Here is an 18,892-nt window from a genome sequence, read left to right on the forward strand (position 1 = left end):
TTGACCATCATGCCAAATTCAGGCATAATGGTCAATTTTCAGTTAATGCTCGCAAACTACCCGACTTTTGTCCCACTCTCTTTTAATCAATTTGTTTTGAAATATTAAATCAGCTCTTGCGTAGTTAAATCTACGACAAACGGGCTGACTGGGTCACCTATTTCATTAAACAGCGTCAAAGTCGGCGCGTTACTATACCCGTAGCGAGCTTGGGTAGTTCCTAGTGGAAAATGAACTCTTAGGTCAGTTCCTTTAATTTCTGCTGGGACCGCCTGCCATTTTTGCTGAACATACCCTTCGATTAAAGGTGGCTGGGTGGCATGTAACTCCTTAACATACCAAAAGTGAAAACAGGTTTGTTCCGCTTCTAAGCTCAGCCAGCCTAGTTGCGGAGTTGCTTGATAGTCCCTTCCCGCTAAGATACGACCTATTCGTTGGCCCGCCGCCATTTTAGCCGTGGGATGGGGATTATAATACTCCCCCGTATCCGCAATTGAAATCAAGTAAGTATCGGCAAGCCTTTGTGCCACTTTAAGTTGCTGCTGGCGGATTTTTGCCCACGCGTGACGTTTTACGTCCGCATATTTTGGCAGTTGCACTACGTATACCGGTAAAGAAACGTCCGCCAAAGTTGCCCGCCAATCGTTAATTAAGGTCTGCAAGAGTCGATCGTAAATTTCAGGTTGATCTGCATCAGTTTCGCCTTGGTACCAGACCAGCTGGCTGAACCGGAAATGCCGAATCTTTCTTACCATTGCGTTAAACAGCGCCCCGGGTCGCAAATAGCTGTCCGGCGTCTTTGGCGGCGGCCAGGGCGTCTGCCCCACAATGTTCAGCGCTTCGCCAATCGGAACCTCCGGATTGCTTTTCATAAAGTTATACATTAATCGATTATGCCGTTTAACGGTTTGGTGATAACGTTCGATGTCTGCCTTAAAGTCCGCATCCGTAATCTTTTCAATGTGGCTTAAGAAAGGCTCCACCACCCGCTTTGCCAATAGCTTGTCTTTGCGTAAAGATGTTTCCGACACCCAGGTTCCTGCTGAAGCACCGTCCCTGGTACAACAAACGATCCCTACCGGCATTTTCGGGTCTTGTCGGGCCATTTCTTGGGCAGCGTAATAACCCACCGCCGAAACGTGTCCCAGGTTAGATTTCTTTACTTGGTGCCAATGGGTGGCACGGGATTGATACTCCTTAACCTCCCCATCTTCGTAAACAAAAGCCGGTTGAGGGACGTTGTAATAGGTGATGGGGGTTGCGGGAATTGACGTTTGGGCTTCCGTAAAATTTTGGTCTTGCGACATGCGAAAGCCCACGTTAGATTGTCCGGCAATCAGCAAAACTTGACCAAACCGAACGTTTTCTAACTTCAATTGATGATTTTGAACTTCAATTTTAACTTCAAATGAAGTTCGATAATTGGTAAAAGGTCTAAATTGACAATCCCACGTGCCATCTTTTCTAACAATCGCCCGCGCAACTTGAGTACCGATGGTGGTTTTAACCGTCGCTCCTGCAGTAGCTAATCCACTAATTTGAAATGGTTTGCCAAAGGGCAGAATCATATTATCAGAAAATATTTGATCTACTTGTAACTGATAATCCTGCATGTAAAATCCTCACTTAACTATTTTTTAGCAAGGTAAAGGGCGCTGGCGTTGTTACCATTGCCGCGCCCCTCCTCGCTATTTAAACTCAATTGAATACGTGAATGTCTGGGTTTCCTGCGGTTCTAGGAGATTGTTACCCTTTTTATTCTTCCAGTCGGTAGGCTCTTCAGCAGCTTGATCCGGCAAGCCCGCAAACGGTTCAATGCATAAAAATGGCTCCGCACGGTTCTCCATTGTCCATAAGGTAAGGTATGGGAAGTCTTTGAAGTTCAATTTAACTTCATGCGCAGTTTGCGTTGAACCTAAAGTGACGCTATCAATTTTCTTCCCATCTAAAATAATTAAACCGTCGTTAAATATTTCATGATTTAAAGCTAATTCGCTGTTTTTGATAGCTTCCCAAGGGGCTTTCTTTCCGTCGCGGAATGGTACTGGGTTAACCCCTAAACGCTGAATTCGTTTTTGGTGCGGACTAAAAGTTAAATGGTAGTTTTCAAAAATACCGTCGTTATCAATTGGAACGTTAAATGCGGGATGTGAGCCTAAAGCGTAAGGCATCCGCCGTTCGTCATGATTAATAACGTAGTAAGTAGTTAACAGTTGGTGATCCTTTAACTCGTATTCTACTTGAAGCGTAAAATCAAACGGAAACATTCGTTTTGTTTGTTCATTGGCCTTCAATTCTAATTTTGCTGTCGTTTCACTTTGCGAAACCTTTTGCCAATCAAAATCCCGGGCAAAGCCATGTTGCGGCATTGAGTAGGTTTGTCCTTCCAATGCATAACTATCTTGGTTAGACTTACCAATTGCTGGAAACAGAATCGGGGCATGACGTTGCCAAGCTTGACCATTCCAAATGTAGTCGTATCCACTCGGTTGGTCAATCACGTGCGTCAGCTGCGCACCCATGTTATCAATTTCGACCGTTAAGTAGCGGTTCTTCAATTTAATCATCTAATTTACTCCCTTTCTTTTGGTTTCCTCCACTATTAGCATGATTCATTTTCAAGTAAATGTAAAGGCTTTCTTGATTATTAAATCAACTATTTTAACGAATGGTTACCTAATACCTAACCTTTAGAAATGCCTGGGAAACTGGTATGATAGAAACGTTGGAAATTTTTCCACCGATGGCACTTCCCCGGTACTCCGGGTTCCTTTGGTCATCGTCATTTAGTAACTAATTAAGTTATAAAGGAGAATATTTATGTCAACTAAAATGAACGTCCGTGAGATTGTAATATCAGCAATCGTAGCTGCTCTATACGTCGCCATTACCTTTGTTTTTTCAGCAGTTAGTTTCGGCCCACTTCAATTTCGGGTTGCTGAGATTTTAAATTGTTTGGTGGTTTATGATCGCCGTTATATTTGGGGAGTTTCTTTGGGAGTTTTAATTGCTAACCTACAATCTTCTCTAGGAATTATTGACATTACGTGGGGAACTTTAACCACCCTCATCACCCTGAGCGTTGTAATCATCGCCATCCGGAAATTAACTGACAACCGAGTTAAGTTGGCCCTTACCGTTATCATTACGACCATTTTAATGGGCTTCTTAGTTGCCTTAGAACTCACCTATATTTTAAAAGTTCCCTTTTTCTACACTTGGGCAACGGTTAGTTTAGGTGAATTTGGGGTAATGTTCATTGGGGCCTTTGTGATGTACGCCCTAGGAAAAAGTATTGATCTTTCACTTAATAAACGTAGCTAATTAAAAATTTAGGTAATAAAAAAGCGAAGTGTCCTCGGTTCAGGATCCTTCGTTTTTTTGTTGTTAGATTGGTGGGTAACGGCAGAGCTAAGGCAATCGAAACGGGTTCTGTAACCCAACTCCCTCCGGCTAACCAAATTAAGGCACTAATCGCAAAAAACACGATTAATGCCTTAATTCTTACAATTCTCTGCAGCATGGACCAAACGAGCTCCAGCCGCCAATCTTCTCCGGTTAATCAAATTTGGGCCTCAATCGCTTAAACCGCGATTAAGGCCCAAATCCAATTAATCCTCAAAAATTACCCGGCGGCTTCCGCTCTCTACTTAACTACCACCTTACCCATCATTTTTTGGCTTTCTACCAATTGGTGGGCCTTCTTTATGTTTTCTACGTTCATTGGGTGGAGTTCCTTTGTCATCGTTGACTTTAATTTTCCTTCATCCAACAGTTTAGCAATCTTTTCTAGATTTTCATGCTGGGACACGAGGTCTTCCGTTCCATAGTAGGATTTCGCAAACATCCATTCCCACGCGAAAGTTACGCTTTTCCTCTTTAAATCGGTTAAGTTTACCGGCTTTTTCGTTGAAGTAATCGAAGCGATTCGACCACCTGGCTTAATCAATTCCACCATTGCTTCCCACTGTGCGTCAATGTTATGCAATTCCAAAATGTAATCCACGTGCTGAACCCCTAAATTACGAACTTCCGTAACCAAATCTTTGCGATGGTTGACCGTTTGATCCGCACCGTGATCCAAGCACCACTGAATCGTTTCTGGACGTGATGCCGACGCAATCACGCGTAAACCGGCCAAATGTGCAAGCTGTGTTGCCACTGAACCTACACCGCCCGCGCCATTAATGATCAAGAGGGTTTTTCCCGCATTTTTCTTTGGGTCCTCTGGATCAATCTGAAGTTGTTCAAACAACGCTTCCCACGCCGTCAGGGACGTAAGTGGCATAGCTGCTGCATGAACATCATCCATTTGTTGGGGAGCGTGCCCGACAATTCGTTCATCGACCAATTGATACTCGCTATCACTACCCGCTCGTTTAAACGAACCAGCATAAAAAACTCGGTCGCCATTTTCAAACAAAGTGACTTCCTTGCCTTTGGATACCACCGTACCAACCGCATCAAAACCTAATACCCGCGGTTCCTGCAACGGTTCGGATTGACCCTTTCGTACTGCTATATCGATAGGGTTTACCGAAACAGCACTTACCTTAACCAATAGATCATGCCCGCTTGGTTCAGGACGGTCAGTGGTAAACTCTACCAAACTATCCGCTTCCTCAATTGGTAGCGATTCTTTAAAGCCGATTGCCCACATCTTTTCATTCATAAAGCTCAGCCTCCTCTTTTTAAGTAGAATATATGCTTATTTGGTTTAAAAGTAAATAAATTGTTCTCCCTTAAGCTAACCACTAAAAAACCGTCCCCTTCGCCCTACTTTGGGCTCTGAGAAACGGTTTAATCAGATTGGTATTTGTCCCCTTAGGACATTTTTAGCTTAACTAAATGTGAATTGGCAAACCAGCAGCCACTTCAGCAGCATCCATGATTTCTTCACCAAGGGTTGGATGTGGGTGAATCGTCAATTCGATATCTCGAATGGTGATCCCATTTTCAATCGCTAAGGTTAATTCAGAAATCAAGTCTGATGCTTCTGGACCAACAATTTGGGCACCAATAATCGCACCAGTAGGGTTGTCAGTAACTAAACGAATGAAACCTTCCGTCTGGTCCATCGTCATTGCCCGACCACTTGCGGCAAATGGGAACTTGCTAGATTTAGCATCCAGTTTCTTTTCCGCAACCGTTTGTGGGGTTTCCCCAACCGTCGCTACTTCGATATTAGTGTACGCAACCGCAGGAATCACGTAATGCTTGTCGTGTGCGTCTTCACCGCTCATTGCTGCTGCAGCAACTTTTGCTTCATAACTAGCTTTATGCGCCAACGCAGGCCCCGCAACTACGTCTCCAATTGCGTAAATGTGTTTTACTGAAGTTTGCATAGAGTCGCTAACTTCAATCAAACCACGTTTGTCCAGCTTAACGTCCGTATTATTCAAGCCGATTTGGTCAGTGTTTGGCCGGCGTCCAACTGATACCAGGCAGTAATCTCCGGTAACTTTCTTAGTAGTTCCGTCAACTTCGTAAGTAACGGTAACGTCTTTATCAGTTTGGTTAGCTTCCACTGCAGTCGCTTCCGTGATAATGTCTACGCCGTTCTTCTTGAAGTTGTTCAAAACTGGTTGAATCAACTCGCCATCGAAACCATTCAAAATGTGGTCAAGACCTTCAATAATGGTGATCTTAGAACCGAGGTTCATGTATGCGCCAGCTAATTCTGCACCGATTACCCCACCACCAATGATGATGAGATGTTCGGGAACGCTCTTCAAGTTTAATGCACCTGTCGAATCAATAACCCGACCACTAAACTTAAAGTGTGGAATTTCTACTGGGCGTGAGCCAGTTGCAATCAAGGCTTTCTTGAAGCGATAGATGTGCGAATCGTCTCCGTCAATCACGTTAACCGTTTCGTTATCGTTGAAGTACGCTTCCCCACGCACAATTTCTACCTTGTGCTTCTTTAACAACATTTCCACCCCACCAGTTAGTTTTTCAACTACTTGGTGTTGTTTCCAGTCTTGAGTTTTTGCAAAATCGAGCTTAGATTCACCCACGGTAACCCCGAACGGATTGCCGTGTTGCAAAGTTGCGTATAAATGTCCCGCTTGAATCAAAGCTTTTGATGGGATACAACCCACGTTTAAGCAAATTCCGCCAATAAAGTCGCGTTCCACAATGACTACTTTTTGGCCTAATTCAGCTGCCCGAATTGCGGCAACGTAACCACCAGGGCCTGAACCAATAATTAACGTATCAACATCGATTGCTTGTGTGCCAACAACCATGACTACACCTCCATAAGCATGTAGGCAGGGTTACCTAAGAGTGCCTTCAGCTCGTTCATAATTTTTTGTGCTAGAGCACCGTCGATTAAACGGTGGTCGAAACTAAGTGATAGTTTCAAGGTATTACCAACTGCTAATTCACCATCTTCGTTAACAATTGGGGTCTTGCGAATACGGCCAATTCCAAGAATTGAGCTTTCACCTGGGTTAGTGATTGGGGTAAAGAAGCCGCTGCCGCTTTCAGAACCAATGTTAGAAATTGTAACGGTTCCGCCTTGTAATTCAGCAGGCTTCAATTTGCCATCCCGGCCCCGGATTGCCAAGTCATCAATTTCTTGGGCAACTTGCATAATTGACTTCGAAGCAGTGTTTTTAACGTTTGGTACGAAAAGTCCTTGATCAGTATCTACAGCAAAGCCCACGTTAGTTTCTTCGTAGTAGACGATTTCTTGGGTTTCGTCATCAATTGTTGCACTCAATTCTGGGTACTTACGTGCTGCTGCCGCCAATGCTTTGGCAACAAATGGCATGTAAGTTAGCTTGTAACCCTTCGCCTTAGTTTGTTCCTTGAATTGATCACGGAGTTCCATTAACTTGGATACTTCAACTTCGTCCATAATCGTTACATGTGGAACAGTTTGAACGCGTTGGGTTAAGTTCCGTGAAATTGCCTTACGGATTGGTGAAAGTGGTACTCGACCAGCCTTAACTGAGGCTGGTTTTGCAGGAGCTGGTTTTGGAGCTTCTGCAGCTGGAGCAGCACTAGGAGATGGTGCGGCACTTTCAGCAGCCTTTGGAGCAGATGGGGCAGTACCGCCGCCACTAAAGTTCTTCACGTCTGCCATGGTAATGTGACCATGACGACCCGTTGCAGGAACTTGCATTAAGTCAATGTCGTGTTTCCGAGCGTATTCACGAACCGAAGGCATTGCCAAAACTTGGCCATTAGAAGCCACTGCCGTTCCAACTTTAGTAGGTTCATCATTATTAGCTGGTGCGGCATTTTCCTTAGCAGGAGCTGCACTTGCTGCTGGAGCAGCGTTTCCACTACCAGCACCGCTACCGTCACCGTTAAATTCGATGAGTGGTTCGCCAACCTTAACCACGGTTCCCGCGTCAACGAATAACTTAGTAACCTTTCCAGAATATGGTGAAAGGATTTCTTGCATTAACTTGTCGTTTTGTACTTCGGCAACTGGATCGTCTTCCTTAACTTCGTCGCCAACTTTAACTAACCAGTTCGCAATTTCGCCTTCTGCCATACCTTCACCAATGTCGGGCATATTGAAGATTTCTGCATCGCCACTAGGGGCATTATCACTGCCCTTGTCAGCTGCTGGGGCGGCATCGGCAGCGTTATCCTTGCTGTCATCACCGCCGCCAGTTCCATCGCCATCAAATTCGATGAGCGGTTCGCCAACCTTAACTACGGTTCCGGCGTCTACAAATAGTTTAGTAACCTTTCCGGAATATGGTGAAAGGATTTCTTGCAATAATTTATCGTTTTGAACTTCAGCCACCGCGTCGTCGGCTTTGACATCATCGCCTACTTTTACCAACCAGTTGGCAATTTCGCCTTCTGCCATACCTTCGCCGATGTCTGGCATTTTAAATATTTCAGTCAAAGTTTACGACCTCCTTGATCTTATCAATTACATCGTCTTCTTTTGGTAACCATTCGTTTTCAGCTAGCGCAAATGGGTAAACTGAATCCGGAGCGGCTACCCGACCAATTGGAGCATCTAAACTCATAATGAAACGTTCACTAATTTCACTCATTACCATTGCTCCAATACCAGCTTGACGTTGTGCTTCTTGAGCAACTACCACCCGGCCAGTCTTTTCGATACTCTTGCCAATTGTGTCAAGGTCGAGTGGGCTTACGGTCCGTAGGTCGATTACTTCAACGTCAATACCTTCTTTAGCAAGGTCTTCTGCAGCTGCTAAACTGGTGTGGACCATGCCGCCGTAGGTCACAACGGTAACGTCTTTACCTTCACGTACTACGTTTGCTTTATCGAGAGGAGTGGTGTAGTAACCTTCTGGAACTTCGCCACGAATTGAACGGTACAAACGTAAGTTTTCGAGGAAGATTACCGGATCGTCGCTTTCAATTGAAGAAAGCAATAATCCCTTCGCATCTGCTGGGGTTGCCGGCATAACTACTCGTAATCCAGGAGTTTGTGCCATTAATCCTTCTAGAGAATCCGCATGCATTTCAGGGGTCTTAGTTCCACCACCATATGGCGAGCGAACTACGATTGGGAATTTACGAGTGCCGTGGAAACGGAACCGTCCCCGAGCCATTTGTCCAGCAATGGAGTCCATTACTTCGTAAACGAACCCGAAGAATTGGATTTCCATGATGGGACGGTAATCTTGGGTGGTCAATCCAATTGCTAAACCACCAATTCCACTTTCTGCTAATGGAGTGTTGAATACTCGATCTTCACCGTACTTTTCTTGAAGACCATCGGTAGCTCTAAATACACCACCATTTTTACCAACATCTTCACCAAAAATTATAACGTTTTCATCATTAGCAAGCGCCAAGTCTTGAGCTTCTGTAATCGCTTGGATATATGTTTTTTTAGCCATGATTACTTGCCCTCCCCTCTAAATTTGTTGATCTGATCTTGCGCTGCTTGTCCCGGAACTTCTAAGGTTTGTTCAATGAAGTCTGAGATCTTTTGCTTAGCAATGCCATCAGCTTGTTTTACTGCGTCATCAATTTGTGAGTTAACAATGTCTGCCCAGTCGTTTTCAATATCTTCTGACCATAAGTCACGATCAGTAAGGTACTTACGGAAACGAATCAATGGTTCACGCTTAGTCCAGTTATCAATGTCTTCTTGAGTCCGGTAACGGAGTGGATCATCACCTGACATTGAGTGCGGTCCTAAACGGTTAGTGATGGTTTCAATGAAGACTGGTCCATTGCCATCTACAGCCCACTTACGAGCTTCTTTAGCGGCAAGGTACATCGCAATTGGGTCCATTCCATCAACTACGAAACTTGGCAAACCAGCTGCCCAGCCTTTAGCTGCAAGGTGTGGTGCTTTAGTTTGTACGCTACGTGGGGTGGAGATTGCGTATCCATTATTTTGTGCGAAGAAAACTGCTGGAGCGTGGTAAGCGCCGGCAAAGTTCATTCCTTCATAGAAGTCACCTTGTGAAGTACCACCATCACCAGTATATGCGTAAGCAACGTTTGGTTTATTACGTTTCTTCAAACCTAAAGCTGCGCCGGCTGCTTCAACATATTGGGCACCAATAATGATTTGTGGGAACCATCCATTAACGTCTTCGAATTCGTTACCTTCGAAGTGACCACGAGACCACAAGAATGCTTTATAAATTGGCCAGCCCTTCATAATCAGTTGTGGAATGTCACGGTAACCAGGGAATAACCAGTCACCCTTTTCAAAGGCATAGTTTGAAGCGATTTGGGAAGCTTCTTCACCAATGGTTGGTGCATAGAAACCTAACCGTCCTTGCTTGGATAATTTTGATGAACGTTCGTGCAAGATCCGGCTGAATACCATTTGCTTCATGAGTTCAACCATTTGGTCATCACTTAATCCCGCTCTCTTAAGGGCGTCTTCATCTACGATTTCGCCATCGTTGTTCAAGACTTGGAGCATTGGAAAGCTTTGGTCTTGATCTTCCATTTGAAGGTCGAAATCTAAAATCTTTTTATTGTCATCTTTTATAGCCATAACTACCCCTCCTAGGCTTCAAATAATTGTGTTAATTCATCGACGCTGATGGTACCAAAGTACTGCTGATCCTGGTTTTTCTCAAAGACCGGTCTGATTTGATCCGCTTCAAACGGCAAGCCAATGAACTGATCTTTGATGTCCCGCCAGTCACGCAGCATCAAGAAATCTCCGGTAAAGTTAATATCTTGAATGACACCACCCTCAACTTGAACCTGGACTTCAATGATCCCGCCATCGTACTTCGCGTGATTCTTAAAATTAAAGTTCGGCGATTGACCATAGTTCCAGTCCCAAGTTGAGAATTGATCTGCAGTCAACCGAATAATTTCTTGTTTTTGCTCAGGAGTCAACAGAATCTCGGAATCGCGTCCGTGATCGGTCAGCTCGTATTGTACGGCTTCCCAGAAGTCTTGCAACGTCAACCCTTCTGGTGCGGCTTCCTTAATCATCCCGACACGGCTGCGTACTGACTTAGCAGCTTTCGAGATGAATTTTTCATCCGCCACGTTCAGTGCCCGCACCATCGTGTCGACATTGCTATCGAATAGTAACGTTCCGTGGTGCATTAAGTAGCCCTTTGCGTAACGCTGGGCCACGCCTGAAATCTTCTTGCCATTAACTACTAAGTCGTTGCGTCCTGTAGCTTCTGCTGGAATTCCCAAGTTATGTAACGCCTTCAAAACTGGCTCAGAAAATTGCTTAAAGTCCGTATTAGCTGATGAATCTAGTGGTACAAATAATGTAAAGTTTAGATTACCTAAATCGTGATAAACTGCCCCACCTCCAGTAACTCGCCGAACAACTTCAATTTGATGTTGATCGATAAATTCTTGGTTAACTTCACCAAATGTATTTTGGTTTTTTCCTACAATGACAGCATTATTATTTTGCCAAAGCGCGAATATTGGTTCATCTGCATGAAGGTTATTCAAGATCCATGTATCAGTTGCGATATTCGTGTAAGCATCTGTCCCCAAATATGTGACATAGCGCACAATGTAAACCCCCTCGTATCGGCTTTGTAAGCGGTTTCTGCTACAACCTCATAATAACACACATTCGCTATTTTGTGGACGATTTTTCCGAATTAAAATGTTTAAACAGCAAGCTTTGTCCCATGAATTTAACTTTTTAAAGTGTACAAATGGCAATTGGTATATACACTATTGCGATAAAAAATACCTAGGATTCACTAACTCAATCCTAGGTCGAGGGTCTTAATCGCGGTTTTCTTCTGCTTGGATTCTTGCCACTTGTTCACTGATTTTCAAGAATGGTAGGTATAAGAAAACGCCAATAATAATCACAATTAATTGCAGGATAACCGAACGCCAATCTCCGGCAGTCGATAAATAAGGACCGATTAACGGTGGAGTAGTCCAAGGCACTAACACGACCGTCCGACTTACCCAACCCCATAAGGTTGCAAAATATCCAATCAAACTACCAATGGTGGGGAACAACACGAACGGAACGATCATTGGAAGGTTGAAAACGATTGGAAATCCAAAGATCATCGGTTCGTTGATGTTAAAAATCCCGGGTGCCAACGACAATCCGGCAATTTGCCGTGATGATTTCACTTTACTGAAAATTAGAATTGCAATAATCAATGCAATGGTGCTTCCCGAACCACCGACTAAAGTATAGTTGCTAACAAAAGAAGTGGTGATGATGTTGGGAATCTCTTGATGATGCGCATAAGCCGTCATGTTTTCGTTCATATTAACCAACACCAACGGATCCAATAAGGTTCCTGAGAGAACGGTTTGGTGAATTCCTAAACCAAACAGGAAGTTAGCTAAGGTGTAGATCACACAATATCCGACAATGCTGGTGTTAAAGCCCCGCAATGGTTCTTGAATCCAAGTTTTAATTAAATTAATTAGGTCAGCATTGAAAAATCCAGCTAGCAGTGCAGCGATAATTGCAAAAAATGACATCAATAAAATTGCTGGAAGTAAAACGCTGAATGACGCCGCTACTGCTGGGGGCACGTTTTCGCCTAAATGAATCTGAAGCCGTTTAACTGACGCTAGCTTAATGAAAATTCCCGTTGCAATTAAACCAACGAAAATTCCGCCAAACATTCCCTGGGTCCCGGTATTTAAGTAACTCAATCCACCGGTAACGGTTGCCATTTTCGCACCGCCCGACGCTACCGTCCCCAGTTGAATGCTGTTCGGCATTAGGATAAAAATGCTGGCTAACGACATGGCTGCCGCAGCAATTGGATTATTGAAACCTTTATTTTTAGCCAGCATATAGCCAATCATCGGGGCAACTAAAATTCCAGCTACGTTTAAAGTTCCGTTAACAATCGCGTTACCGACAACTTGGAACTTCGCTAGCAGGTCTCCCTTCAAAAACCAAGTAAACACTACGTTATTTAGCAAAACTCCGATGCCGGCCACGATAAACATTGGCAGAATAACTGCGAAAGCATCCCGCAAGGACCGTAAGTAAACCCAATTGCCGACCTTTACCGAAATTTCCGTAAATTTGGCAATGAACTTTGAATTCTGCATTCGATCATTAATTGATCCGCTTTTCGAATCGCCCATAAAAATTCCTCCCGTTAAAAATTTCTAATCTAAATCAGCACCATTAGACTTGATAACTTTTGCAAACCAGTAGTAACTCTTTTTAGGCACGCGTTTAAGGTCGCGGAGCTCGTGATTGCCCCGGTTAACGTAAACCATTCCGTAACGTTTTTCCATATTGCCTGCCGAACTGGGGATATCGATCAATCCCCATCCCAGATACCCTAGCACCGCTACTCCATCGTCATTTACCGCCGCCATTAGCGCTCGTAAATGATCACGGTGATAGGCAATTCGGTAATCGTCTTGAATCATTTGTCCATGAAATTCTTCCCGATGCCCGATTCCATTTTCAATCGGAAACATCGGTATCCCGTAGGCGTTATAAGTCTTCGTCAAAACGTCGTGGAAGCCTAGCGGGTCGATATTCCAGCCCCATTCCGTTGCTGTGAGATGGGGATTTGCTACCGCGCCGTAATCTAAGTACTGGTTGGGCATGGTGCCTGCTGGAATCTTGGTTGCATCCACCACGTTACTTGCGTAGTAGCTGAAGGCAATGAAGTCGCTCTTTAATTTGGCGAATTCTTGCCGATCTTGATCCGTAAAATCAATATCGAAATGGTGCCGTTCAATATAGGTGGATACTTCCGTTGAATAGTGGCCGTTAACCCAAACGTCCAATAAATTGCGATTCAAATATTCATCAATTTGCCGCGCAGCAAAGACGTCTTCCGGCAAACTGCTGTTTGGGTAAGTCTCCACGAACGCCAGCATTCCGCCAATTTTAGCGTCACTGTGTTCGTGCAGGTAATTTGCAACCTGAACATGAGCCGTCATTACGTGATGCGCAATCCTTTGCAATTCCTCATCGGTGCGGTCGCCATTTAAATAACCAGCAATCCGAAAGGCCTCCGTTTGCGAATATAGGTTCTGCTCATTAAACGTAATCCATAACTTAACCCGGTCGCTGAACCGGTCAACCATTTCCTTACCAAAGCGAACAAAAGCATCCACCACGTGGCGACTCAAAAAGCCGTTATATTGTTTTGCCAAGTGCAACGGCATGTCAAAATGATACAGACAGATCATCGGCTGAATGCCCCGTTTTAACAACGCGTTGATTAAATTATCATAATAACGAATCCCCTCTTCATTGAATTCTCCGTCGCCTTGCGGGTTTACCCGGCTCCAAGAGATCTGAAAACGATAGCAGTTCATCCCCTGCTGAGCCATCAAATCCAAATCTTCTTCATAATGATGGTAATTATCAATTGCCACGTCCCAATCCGAAGTTTCTGCGGTTGCTTTATACGTGTCGTAAACGGACGGTCCCTTACCGCCCTCATGTGCACCTCCTTCCGTCTGCATACTGGATGTTGAATTTCCCCATAAAAAACCATCGGGTAACTTTGCTTGCACAATTATGACCACCTTTCTTTTGTATCCGTTTTCATTATAATCACCATTTTTATAAAAGTAAATTCTTTTATGGCAAAAGTATATACTTTTATTAATTTGTGAATACCATTAAGATGGGCTAAAATTAACGGTGATTAAGGATGGTGTCAGATAAATGTATAAATACGAGAAAATTTCGCAAACTTTGCGCAAAAAAATTATGAACCACGAATTGCAGCCGGGAGTCATGTTGCCAGACCAAAATCAATTGGCAAAAGAATTTAACACCACCCGCATCACGATTAGCAAAGCAATTCAGATTTTAATCATTGAAGGACTAGTTTATAGTAAGCGCGGGGCGGGGACGTTCGTTCGAAAAGACGTGCAATTTAACAATGATTTCAATACAGACGTTGACAAGCCGTTGGGAACGACCATGACCCACCCTAATAAAAAGGTCACTAGCAAACACATTCATTTAACCGCCCGGATCGCTACCAAGGATGAGCAGGAACATTTACTGCTGGAAGACGGGGAGACCGTCTACGTAATTAAGCGAACCCGATTGATTGATGGCAAACCGTTCAGCTACGAACAAACGATTATGCCAACTAAAATTGCGACCATCACTAAGGAAATTCTTCAAAAATCGGTTTACGAATATTTACAAAAAGAACATCATTTAGAGTTTGCCGGATCCCATCGCCAAATCATGGCTCGTAAGGTTTCGGATGAAGACGTTCATTTTCTAGGTGAAAAGAAAGGGGACCCCATTTTAGTAATTAGCCAGGTCAACTATTTAGTTGACGGCACCCCTTTTGAATACTCCGAATCACATTTTCCGTACCAAAATAGCGTGGTGTCGGCGGACATAAAATTAGAACACTAATAAGTTTTAGGTCAGCGCAACTCTGTTTCTGCAAACAATTTTCGTTTAGAACCAAAAATGGGAGCTTTCAGAATTTTGATCTGAAAGCTCCCATTTTTAATATTCTATTGTTGCGATGAATTCGTTGATTCCCTTTGTCCATTAACAATGTTTTGAAAACCGTTAACTAATTGCGCATTTTCCGTCACCTTAAAGTTAACTCCGTCGCTAGCTGCTTGAGAGGTAACTAACACTTCTGGAGTTTGTTGGTGGAAAGTAAACAAGTATAGGTATTGAGTGCCGGCATAAGCTGCGACCACTTGATAATCGCTGCCGTCTTTTTTGTTAGTCGTCCATTTCATCGTCACCGGTTGTTGGTTTACGTAAACCGTCCCCGTCGATAAATAATCGGGAAGCGTGACGCCTTGGAAGGTTACCGAGCTACCTGAATTAGTTCCGGTATACGATTGCCCCATCGTCTGTTGCCAATCACTAATGAACGCCGCCAATTTTGCATCCTGTTTCTTTGTCCAAAGCTTATCTTTGCTTGATTTATGTTTATGTTTTTTTGTCGTTGCCTTTTTAGCGGACGACGAGCCTTCTTCAACGTCAATCACCTTAGTACTGCTAGATTGCCGTGCCGTGGTGTGTTCAGGTTCCACGTGGCTAGGATAGAAAAATTTATATCCGCCTAAAATGACCAATAGTGCCACAATGACCCACACAACCGGATTGACCGGCCAACGGGAGCCCTTTTTCATGTGTTTCATCTAATCACCTCATTTCCATTTATTATACAGGAAGCTAGCCTTTCGTGGGAGACCACGCCTAAAATACTCTTTAAATTGGTGCTATGTATACAAAAAGGGGGCGGAAATTTCCGGCCCCTCTCTGCGATTAAATTATCTTTCAACTTCTTGAAGCTTTTGGTTATCATCTAATTGCGACTTGTTTTCCAAATGATGCTTTTGCAATTGATTCATACTGAACCATAGCAATGCCAAAGCAATCACTGCAAACAAGAGCAACGCGCCCATTGCTTGTTCAAAGGTACCGTCACCGAGACCAGACGTAATTGCCTGACGGAACGATAGGATTGAGTAAGTCAATGGCAAGAACGGATGAATTACGTTGTAGAAGTGGTTAGTTACTTCCATTGGGAAGGTACCACCTGATCCACCTAATTGAAGCATCAGGAGAATCATCGCTACAAACCGTCCTGGGTTGTCGAAGGCCATCGACAAGAACATGACGATGTACATCGACGCTAACGAGATCATAATCGCGGTCATGTAGAATTGACCAACGTGATCTACGTGAATACCAGCAATCATCATGATTGTGGTTTCAACCAACGCCATTCCTAGAGCTACTACCGTACCAACGGAAACCTTACTCAAGAACCATTGAGTTGGAGTACCACCGCGTTCGGAAACCTTCCGAATTGGGTAAGCAAAGTTAAAGACGATTGCTCCAACGTAAAGTGCTAGTGAAAGCACGTATGGTGCTAACGCATGTCCGTAGTTTGGTACGTAACTGTAATTAGTGTGTTTCAATTTAGTTGGTGCGGCAAACATGTTAGCCGTCTTGTCGGTAAGCGGCACGCTGTTAACTTGTTTTGCACCGTCAGCTAACTTGCTTGATAATTCGCCATTGCCGTCGCTAATTTGCTTAGTAGCGTCTAACAAGGCACCTGAGTTAGCGTCTAATTCAGCAGCTCCAGTGTTCAACTGGTTAACGCCGTTGATTAGCGTTCCAGTACTGCTGTTAAGAGTTTGGATACCAGTGTTCAATTGGTGACCACCATTATCAAGTTGCGCAACGCCAGAAACTAACGCTGGTACTTGACCATTCAAGGTGTTCAACCCGCCAGTAACTTGAGAAGAACCGGCTGCCAATTGATTACCACCGTTAGCAAGTAGGCTAACGCCGCTTACTAAGGTTGGCATTTGTGAACTTGCGGCGCTAATACCGTTGCTTAATTGGTTAATTCCACCAGCTAAAGCACCCGTACCAGCACTGATTTGGTTGCTACCAGCAGCTAACTGACCAATCTTGGATTGGAGAGTTGGGGTTTGCTTGTCTAGCATTGCCAAGCTTGAGCTCAATTCTTGAGAACCGCTAACTAGTTTCTTAACGTCCTTCGAATTCTTGTTAGTTTGACTTGCAAGGCTCTTAGCACCACTGTCTAATTGAGCAACTCCCTTAGTCAAATCAGAAGCTGAACCGGCAAATTCGCCGACCTTACCAGCTACCGTGTTTGAACCAGATGAAAGAGCTTGTAAGTTAGTTGTGACTTCTTGTGAACCAGCAGCTAATTTTTTCAAAGTTGCTGCCAACTGCTTCATGTCGTCACTGTTGCCAGTTAATTCATTTGCGCCAGCTGCCAACTTCTGGAAGGAAGCTGTTAACGACGTCACTTGCTTATTGATTTCAGCTTGTTTGTTAGCTAAATCATTCAACTTCGTTACTTGACCTTGAACGTCAGTAATCTTCTTTTGAATTGATGCAATCTTATTTGTATCTACAGTTTGCGAAGTAGTCTTATTTTGGCTACCGTTAGCAACGCCAGCTAAGGCACTCTTCGCTTTAGCTGCATCTTCTGCACTTAATCCTGCACCGTCAATTTTAGAATTAATGGTTGCTTGAGAAACGCCACCGCTAGTGCTTGTCGTAGTTTTACTTGAGTTTGCCAAGCTTCCTACTTCAGACTTAATCTCTGAAAGTTGATTATTGATGGATTGTGCGGCATTGCCACCATTTGTTTGTCCAGCAGTTGCCTTATTCAACGCAACTAATTGTGTTTGAATAGAAGCCATTTGTTGCTTCAAAGCAGCCGCTTGCTTACTAATATCGTTTGCACTTACTTGATCAGCAACCTGGCCAAGGCCGGTTGAAATCTTGCCGTTTGCATCTGCTAATTGTTTTGAGCTCTTCGCAATGTCTGCAATTCCGTTGTGCAAAGCGTTGATACTACTTGGCATATCCTTAGTGTCGTTAGCTAATTTAGCTACGCCACCTTGCAATTGGCCTGCACCATCCGATACACCGTCTGTATATTGCTTAACTCCAGCACTTAAAGCACCAGCACCACTTGACAATTGCTTGATGCCGCCAACTAATTGACCAGTTTTTGCGTTAAGTTCTTGTACACCATCGTTAAGTTGGTAAACACCGTTAACGTATTGGGGAACCTTAACCTTCAACTGTAAAGCACCGTTGTTTAGTTGTGAAACTCCGGTAACGAGCGCACCGCTCTTTTGTTGCAACTCGTTCAATCCCTTACTCAAGGCAACCGCACCGGTGGTTACTTGACCAGAACCATTTGCCAATTGGGAAACTCCTGAAGACAATGCCCCAGTTTTTCCGTTCAATTGATCTAAACCATTGGTCAATTGGCTAGAACCATCTGCTAATTGCGCAACGCCCGCTTGCAATGGTTTAACTGAAACGGCCATCGTAGCAATCCCGTCGTGTAGTTGAGAAACTCCTGCCGTGTAAGTCTTGGTACCGTCATTTAATTGAACCGCACCATCCTTAAGTTTCTTCGCTCCGTCAGAAGCTTGCTTGAAACCTTTTCCGGCAGTCTTAACTTGGTCAAACATTGCCGTAGCATAGGACTTCGTAACTTGTTCCCGAACTTCGGAATTAAGCTTTTCAGTACCCACGTCACTGATAACTTTACCAATATAGTTCAACGAAGCGTTCGTTGAATACTTCAACTGCATCTTCTTAGGATTTTTATCCGTAACCGTTGCGGCGTTAGCTGAGAAGTCCTTTGGGATCGTAACCACCGTGTAGTACTTTTTATCCTTCATTCCTTCTTTAGCCTTTTTAGCCGATACAAAGTGCCATCCCAACTGATGGTTATGCTTTAAGTTATCGACCATTTCATCACCGACCGCAAGTCGTTGGCCTTGGTACTTAACGGGTTGATCTAAGTTAACGACTGCGACTGGTAAATTTTTCGTATCCCCATATGGATCCCATACCGATTTCAAGAAGAAAATACTATATAGGAAAGGAATGAAAATAATTGCCAGCACGGAGATTAAAATTAACTTATTATTTCTAATAAATTTCCACTCTTTGCGAACCATGCTTTTCCCC

14 protein-coding genes are annotated in these 18,892 nt (G+C 43.9%); 2 read left to right on the forward strand and 12 right to left on the reverse strand.

Features of this window, described 5'->3' with window-relative positions:
* Nucleotides 1-104: 104 nt before the first annotated feature.
* Entirely contained in the window at nt 105-1,613 is a 1,509-nt protein-coding gene (locus HMPREF0623_RS06045) for a sialate O-acetylesterase (protein ID WP_002829449.1), read from the reverse strand.
* 75 nt (nt 1,614-1,688) lie between these two features.
* Nucleotides 1,689-2,567, reverse strand: coding sequence for an aldose 1-epimerase family protein (locus tag HMPREF0623_RS06050; protein ID WP_004166337.1), 879 nt, complete (start codon nt 2,565-2,567; stop codon nt 1,689-1,691).
* A gap of 253 nt (nt 2,568-2,820) precedes the next feature.
* Here HMPREF0623_RS06050 and HMPREF0623_RS06055 point away from each other — a divergent pair, with 253 nt between their 5' ends.
* Nucleotides 2,821-3,324 (forward strand): QueT transporter family protein, encoded by a 504-nt coding sequence (locus HMPREF0623_RS06055; RefSeq protein ID WP_002832571.1) that lies wholly within the window; start codon nt 2,821-2,823, stop codon nt 3,322-3,324.
* A 322-nt stretch (nt 3,325-3,646) separates the two neighbouring features.
* Here the strand turns inward: HMPREF0623_RS06055 and HMPREF0623_RS06065 are convergent, their stop codons facing one another.
* From HMPREF0623_RS06065 to HMPREF0623_RS06100, 8 genes are all read right to left on the reverse strand, one after another.
* Nucleotides 3,647-4,672, reverse strand: coding sequence for a zinc-binding alcohol dehydrogenase family protein (locus tag HMPREF0623_RS06065; protein ID WP_004166340.1), 1,026 nt, complete (start codon nt 4,670-4,672; stop codon nt 3,647-3,649).
* A gap of 172 nt (nt 4,673-4,844) precedes the next feature.
* Complete coding sequence (lpdA, locus tag HMPREF0623_RS06070; protein WP_002829442.1) at nt 4,845-6,251, reverse strand: dihydrolipoyl dehydrogenase; 1,407 nt, start codon at nt 6,249-6,251, stop codon at nt 4,845-4,847.
* Nucleotides 6,252-6,253: 2 nt separating this feature from the next.
* Nucleotides 6,254-7,876 (reverse strand): 2-oxo acid dehydrogenase subunit E2, encoded by a 1,623-nt coding sequence (locus tag HMPREF0623_RS06075; protein ID WP_004166341.1) that lies wholly within the window; start codon nt 7,874-7,876, stop codon nt 6,254-6,256.
* Nucleotides 7,869-8,849, reverse strand: coding sequence for an alpha-ketoacid dehydrogenase subunit beta (locus tag HMPREF0623_RS06080; RefSeq protein WP_002829439.1), 981 nt, complete (start codon nt 8,847-8,849; stop codon nt 7,869-7,871). Before HMPREF0623_RS06080 ends, HMPREF0623_RS06075 begins: the two co-directional genes overlap by 8 nt.
* 2 nt (nt 8,850-8,851) lie before the next feature.
* The gene (locus HMPREF0623_RS06085; protein ID WP_002829438.1) at nt 8,852-9,970 is read right to left on the reverse strand and encodes a thiamine pyrophosphate-dependent dehydrogenase E1 component subunit alpha; all 1,119 of its coding nucleotides are present in this window, start codon (nt 9,968-9,970) and stop codon (nt 8,852-8,854) included.
* A gap of 11 nt (nt 9,971-9,981) precedes the next feature.
* The gene (locus HMPREF0623_RS06090) at nt 9,982-10,968 is read right to left on the reverse strand and encodes a lipoate--protein ligase (protein ID WP_002829437.1); all 987 of its coding nucleotides are present in this window, start codon (nt 10,966-10,968) and stop codon (nt 9,982-9,984) included.
* 222 nt (nt 10,969-11,190) lie between these two features.
* Nucleotides 11,191-12,537, reverse strand: coding sequence for a PTS sugar transporter subunit IIC (locus tag HMPREF0623_RS06095; protein WP_002832577.1), 1,347 nt, complete (start codon nt 12,535-12,537; stop codon nt 11,191-11,193).
* Between the two features lie 24 nt (nt 12,538-12,561).
* Nucleotides 12,562-13,935, reverse strand: a complete 1,374-nt coding sequence (locus HMPREF0623_RS06100; RefSeq protein ID WP_036671319.1) for a glycoside hydrolase family 1 protein — start codon at nt 13,933-13,935, stop codon at nt 12,562-12,564.
* A 154-nt stretch (nt 13,936-14,089) separates the two neighbouring features.
* Here HMPREF0623_RS06100 and HMPREF0623_RS06105 point away from each other — a divergent pair, with 154 nt between their 5' ends.
* Nucleotides 14,090-14,803, forward strand: a complete 714-nt coding sequence (locus HMPREF0623_RS06105; RefSeq protein WP_002832579.1) for a GntR family transcriptional regulator — start codon at nt 14,090-14,092, stop codon at nt 14,801-14,803.
* Between the two features lie 104 nt (nt 14,804-14,907).
* Here the strand turns inward: HMPREF0623_RS06105 and HMPREF0623_RS06110 are convergent, their stop codons facing one another.
* Both HMPREF0623_RS06110 and HMPREF0623_RS06115 read right to left on the reverse strand, forming a co-directional pair.
* Nucleotides 14,908-15,552, reverse strand: a complete 645-nt coding sequence (locus tag HMPREF0623_RS06110) for a DUF4767 domain-containing protein (RefSeq protein WP_004166343.1) — start codon at nt 15,550-15,552, stop codon at nt 14,908-14,910.
* Between the two features lie 132 nt (nt 15,553-15,684).
* Nucleotides 15,685-18,882 carry a YhgE/Pip domain-containing protein gene (locus tag HMPREF0623_RS06115; RefSeq protein WP_004166347.1) on the reverse strand — a complete coding sequence of 1,066 codons (3,198 nt, stop codon included), beginning with the start codon at nt 18,880-18,882 and terminating at the stop codon, nt 15,685-15,687.
* Nucleotides 18,883-18,892 lie beyond the last annotated feature (10 nt).

It is taken from the genome of Pediococcus acidilactici DSM 20284 (genome assembly GCF_000146325.1).
Taxonomy (GTDB): domain Bacteria; phylum Bacillota; class Bacilli; order Lactobacillales; family Lactobacillaceae; genus Pediococcus; species Pediococcus acidilactici.

Excerpts from the sequence above, each read along its gene's own strand:
- HMPREF0623_RS06045 (WP_002829449.1), bottom strand. The coding sequence starts at position 1,613 with ATGCAGGATTATCAGTTACAAGTAGATCAAATATTTTCTGATAATATG.
- HMPREF0623_RS06050 (WP_004166337.1), bottom strand. The coding sequence starts at position 2,567 with ATGATTAAATTGAAGAACCGCTACTTAACGGTCGAAATTGATAACATG.
- HMPREF0623_RS06055 (WP_002832571.1), top strand. The coding sequence starts at position 2,821 with ATGTCAACTAAAATGAACGTCCGTGAGATTGTAATATCAGCAATCGTA.
- HMPREF0623_RS06065 (WP_004166340.1), bottom strand. The coding sequence starts at position 4,672 with ATGAATGAAAAGATGTGGGCAATCGGCTTTAAAGAATCGCTACCAATT.
- lpdA (WP_002829442.1), bottom strand. The coding sequence starts at position 6,251 with ATGGTTGTTGGCACACAAGCAATCGATGTTGATACGTTAATTATTGGT.
- HMPREF0623_RS06080 (WP_002829439.1), bottom strand. The coding sequence starts at position 8,849 with ATGGCTAAAAAAACATATATCCAAGCGATTACAGAAGCTCAAGACTTG.
- HMPREF0623_RS06085 (WP_002829438.1), bottom strand. The coding sequence starts at position 9,970 with ATGGCTATAAAAGATGACAATAAAAAGATTTTAGATTTCGACCTTCAA.
- HMPREF0623_RS06095 (WP_002832577.1), bottom strand. The coding sequence starts at position 12,537 with ATGGGCGATTCGAAAAGCGGATCAATTAATGATCGAATGCAGAATTCA.
- HMPREF0623_RS06105 (WP_002832579.1), top strand. The coding sequence starts at position 14,090 with ATGTATAAATACGAGAAAATTTCGCAAACTTTGCGCAAAAAAATTATG.
- HMPREF0623_RS06110 (WP_004166343.1), bottom strand. The coding sequence starts at position 15,552 with ATGAAACACATGAAAAAGGGCTCCCGTTGGCCGGTCAATCCGGTTGTG.
- HMPREF0623_RS06115 (WP_004166347.1), bottom strand. The coding sequence starts at position 18,882 with ATGGTTCGCAAAGAGTGGAAATTTATTAGAAATAATAAGTTAATTTTA.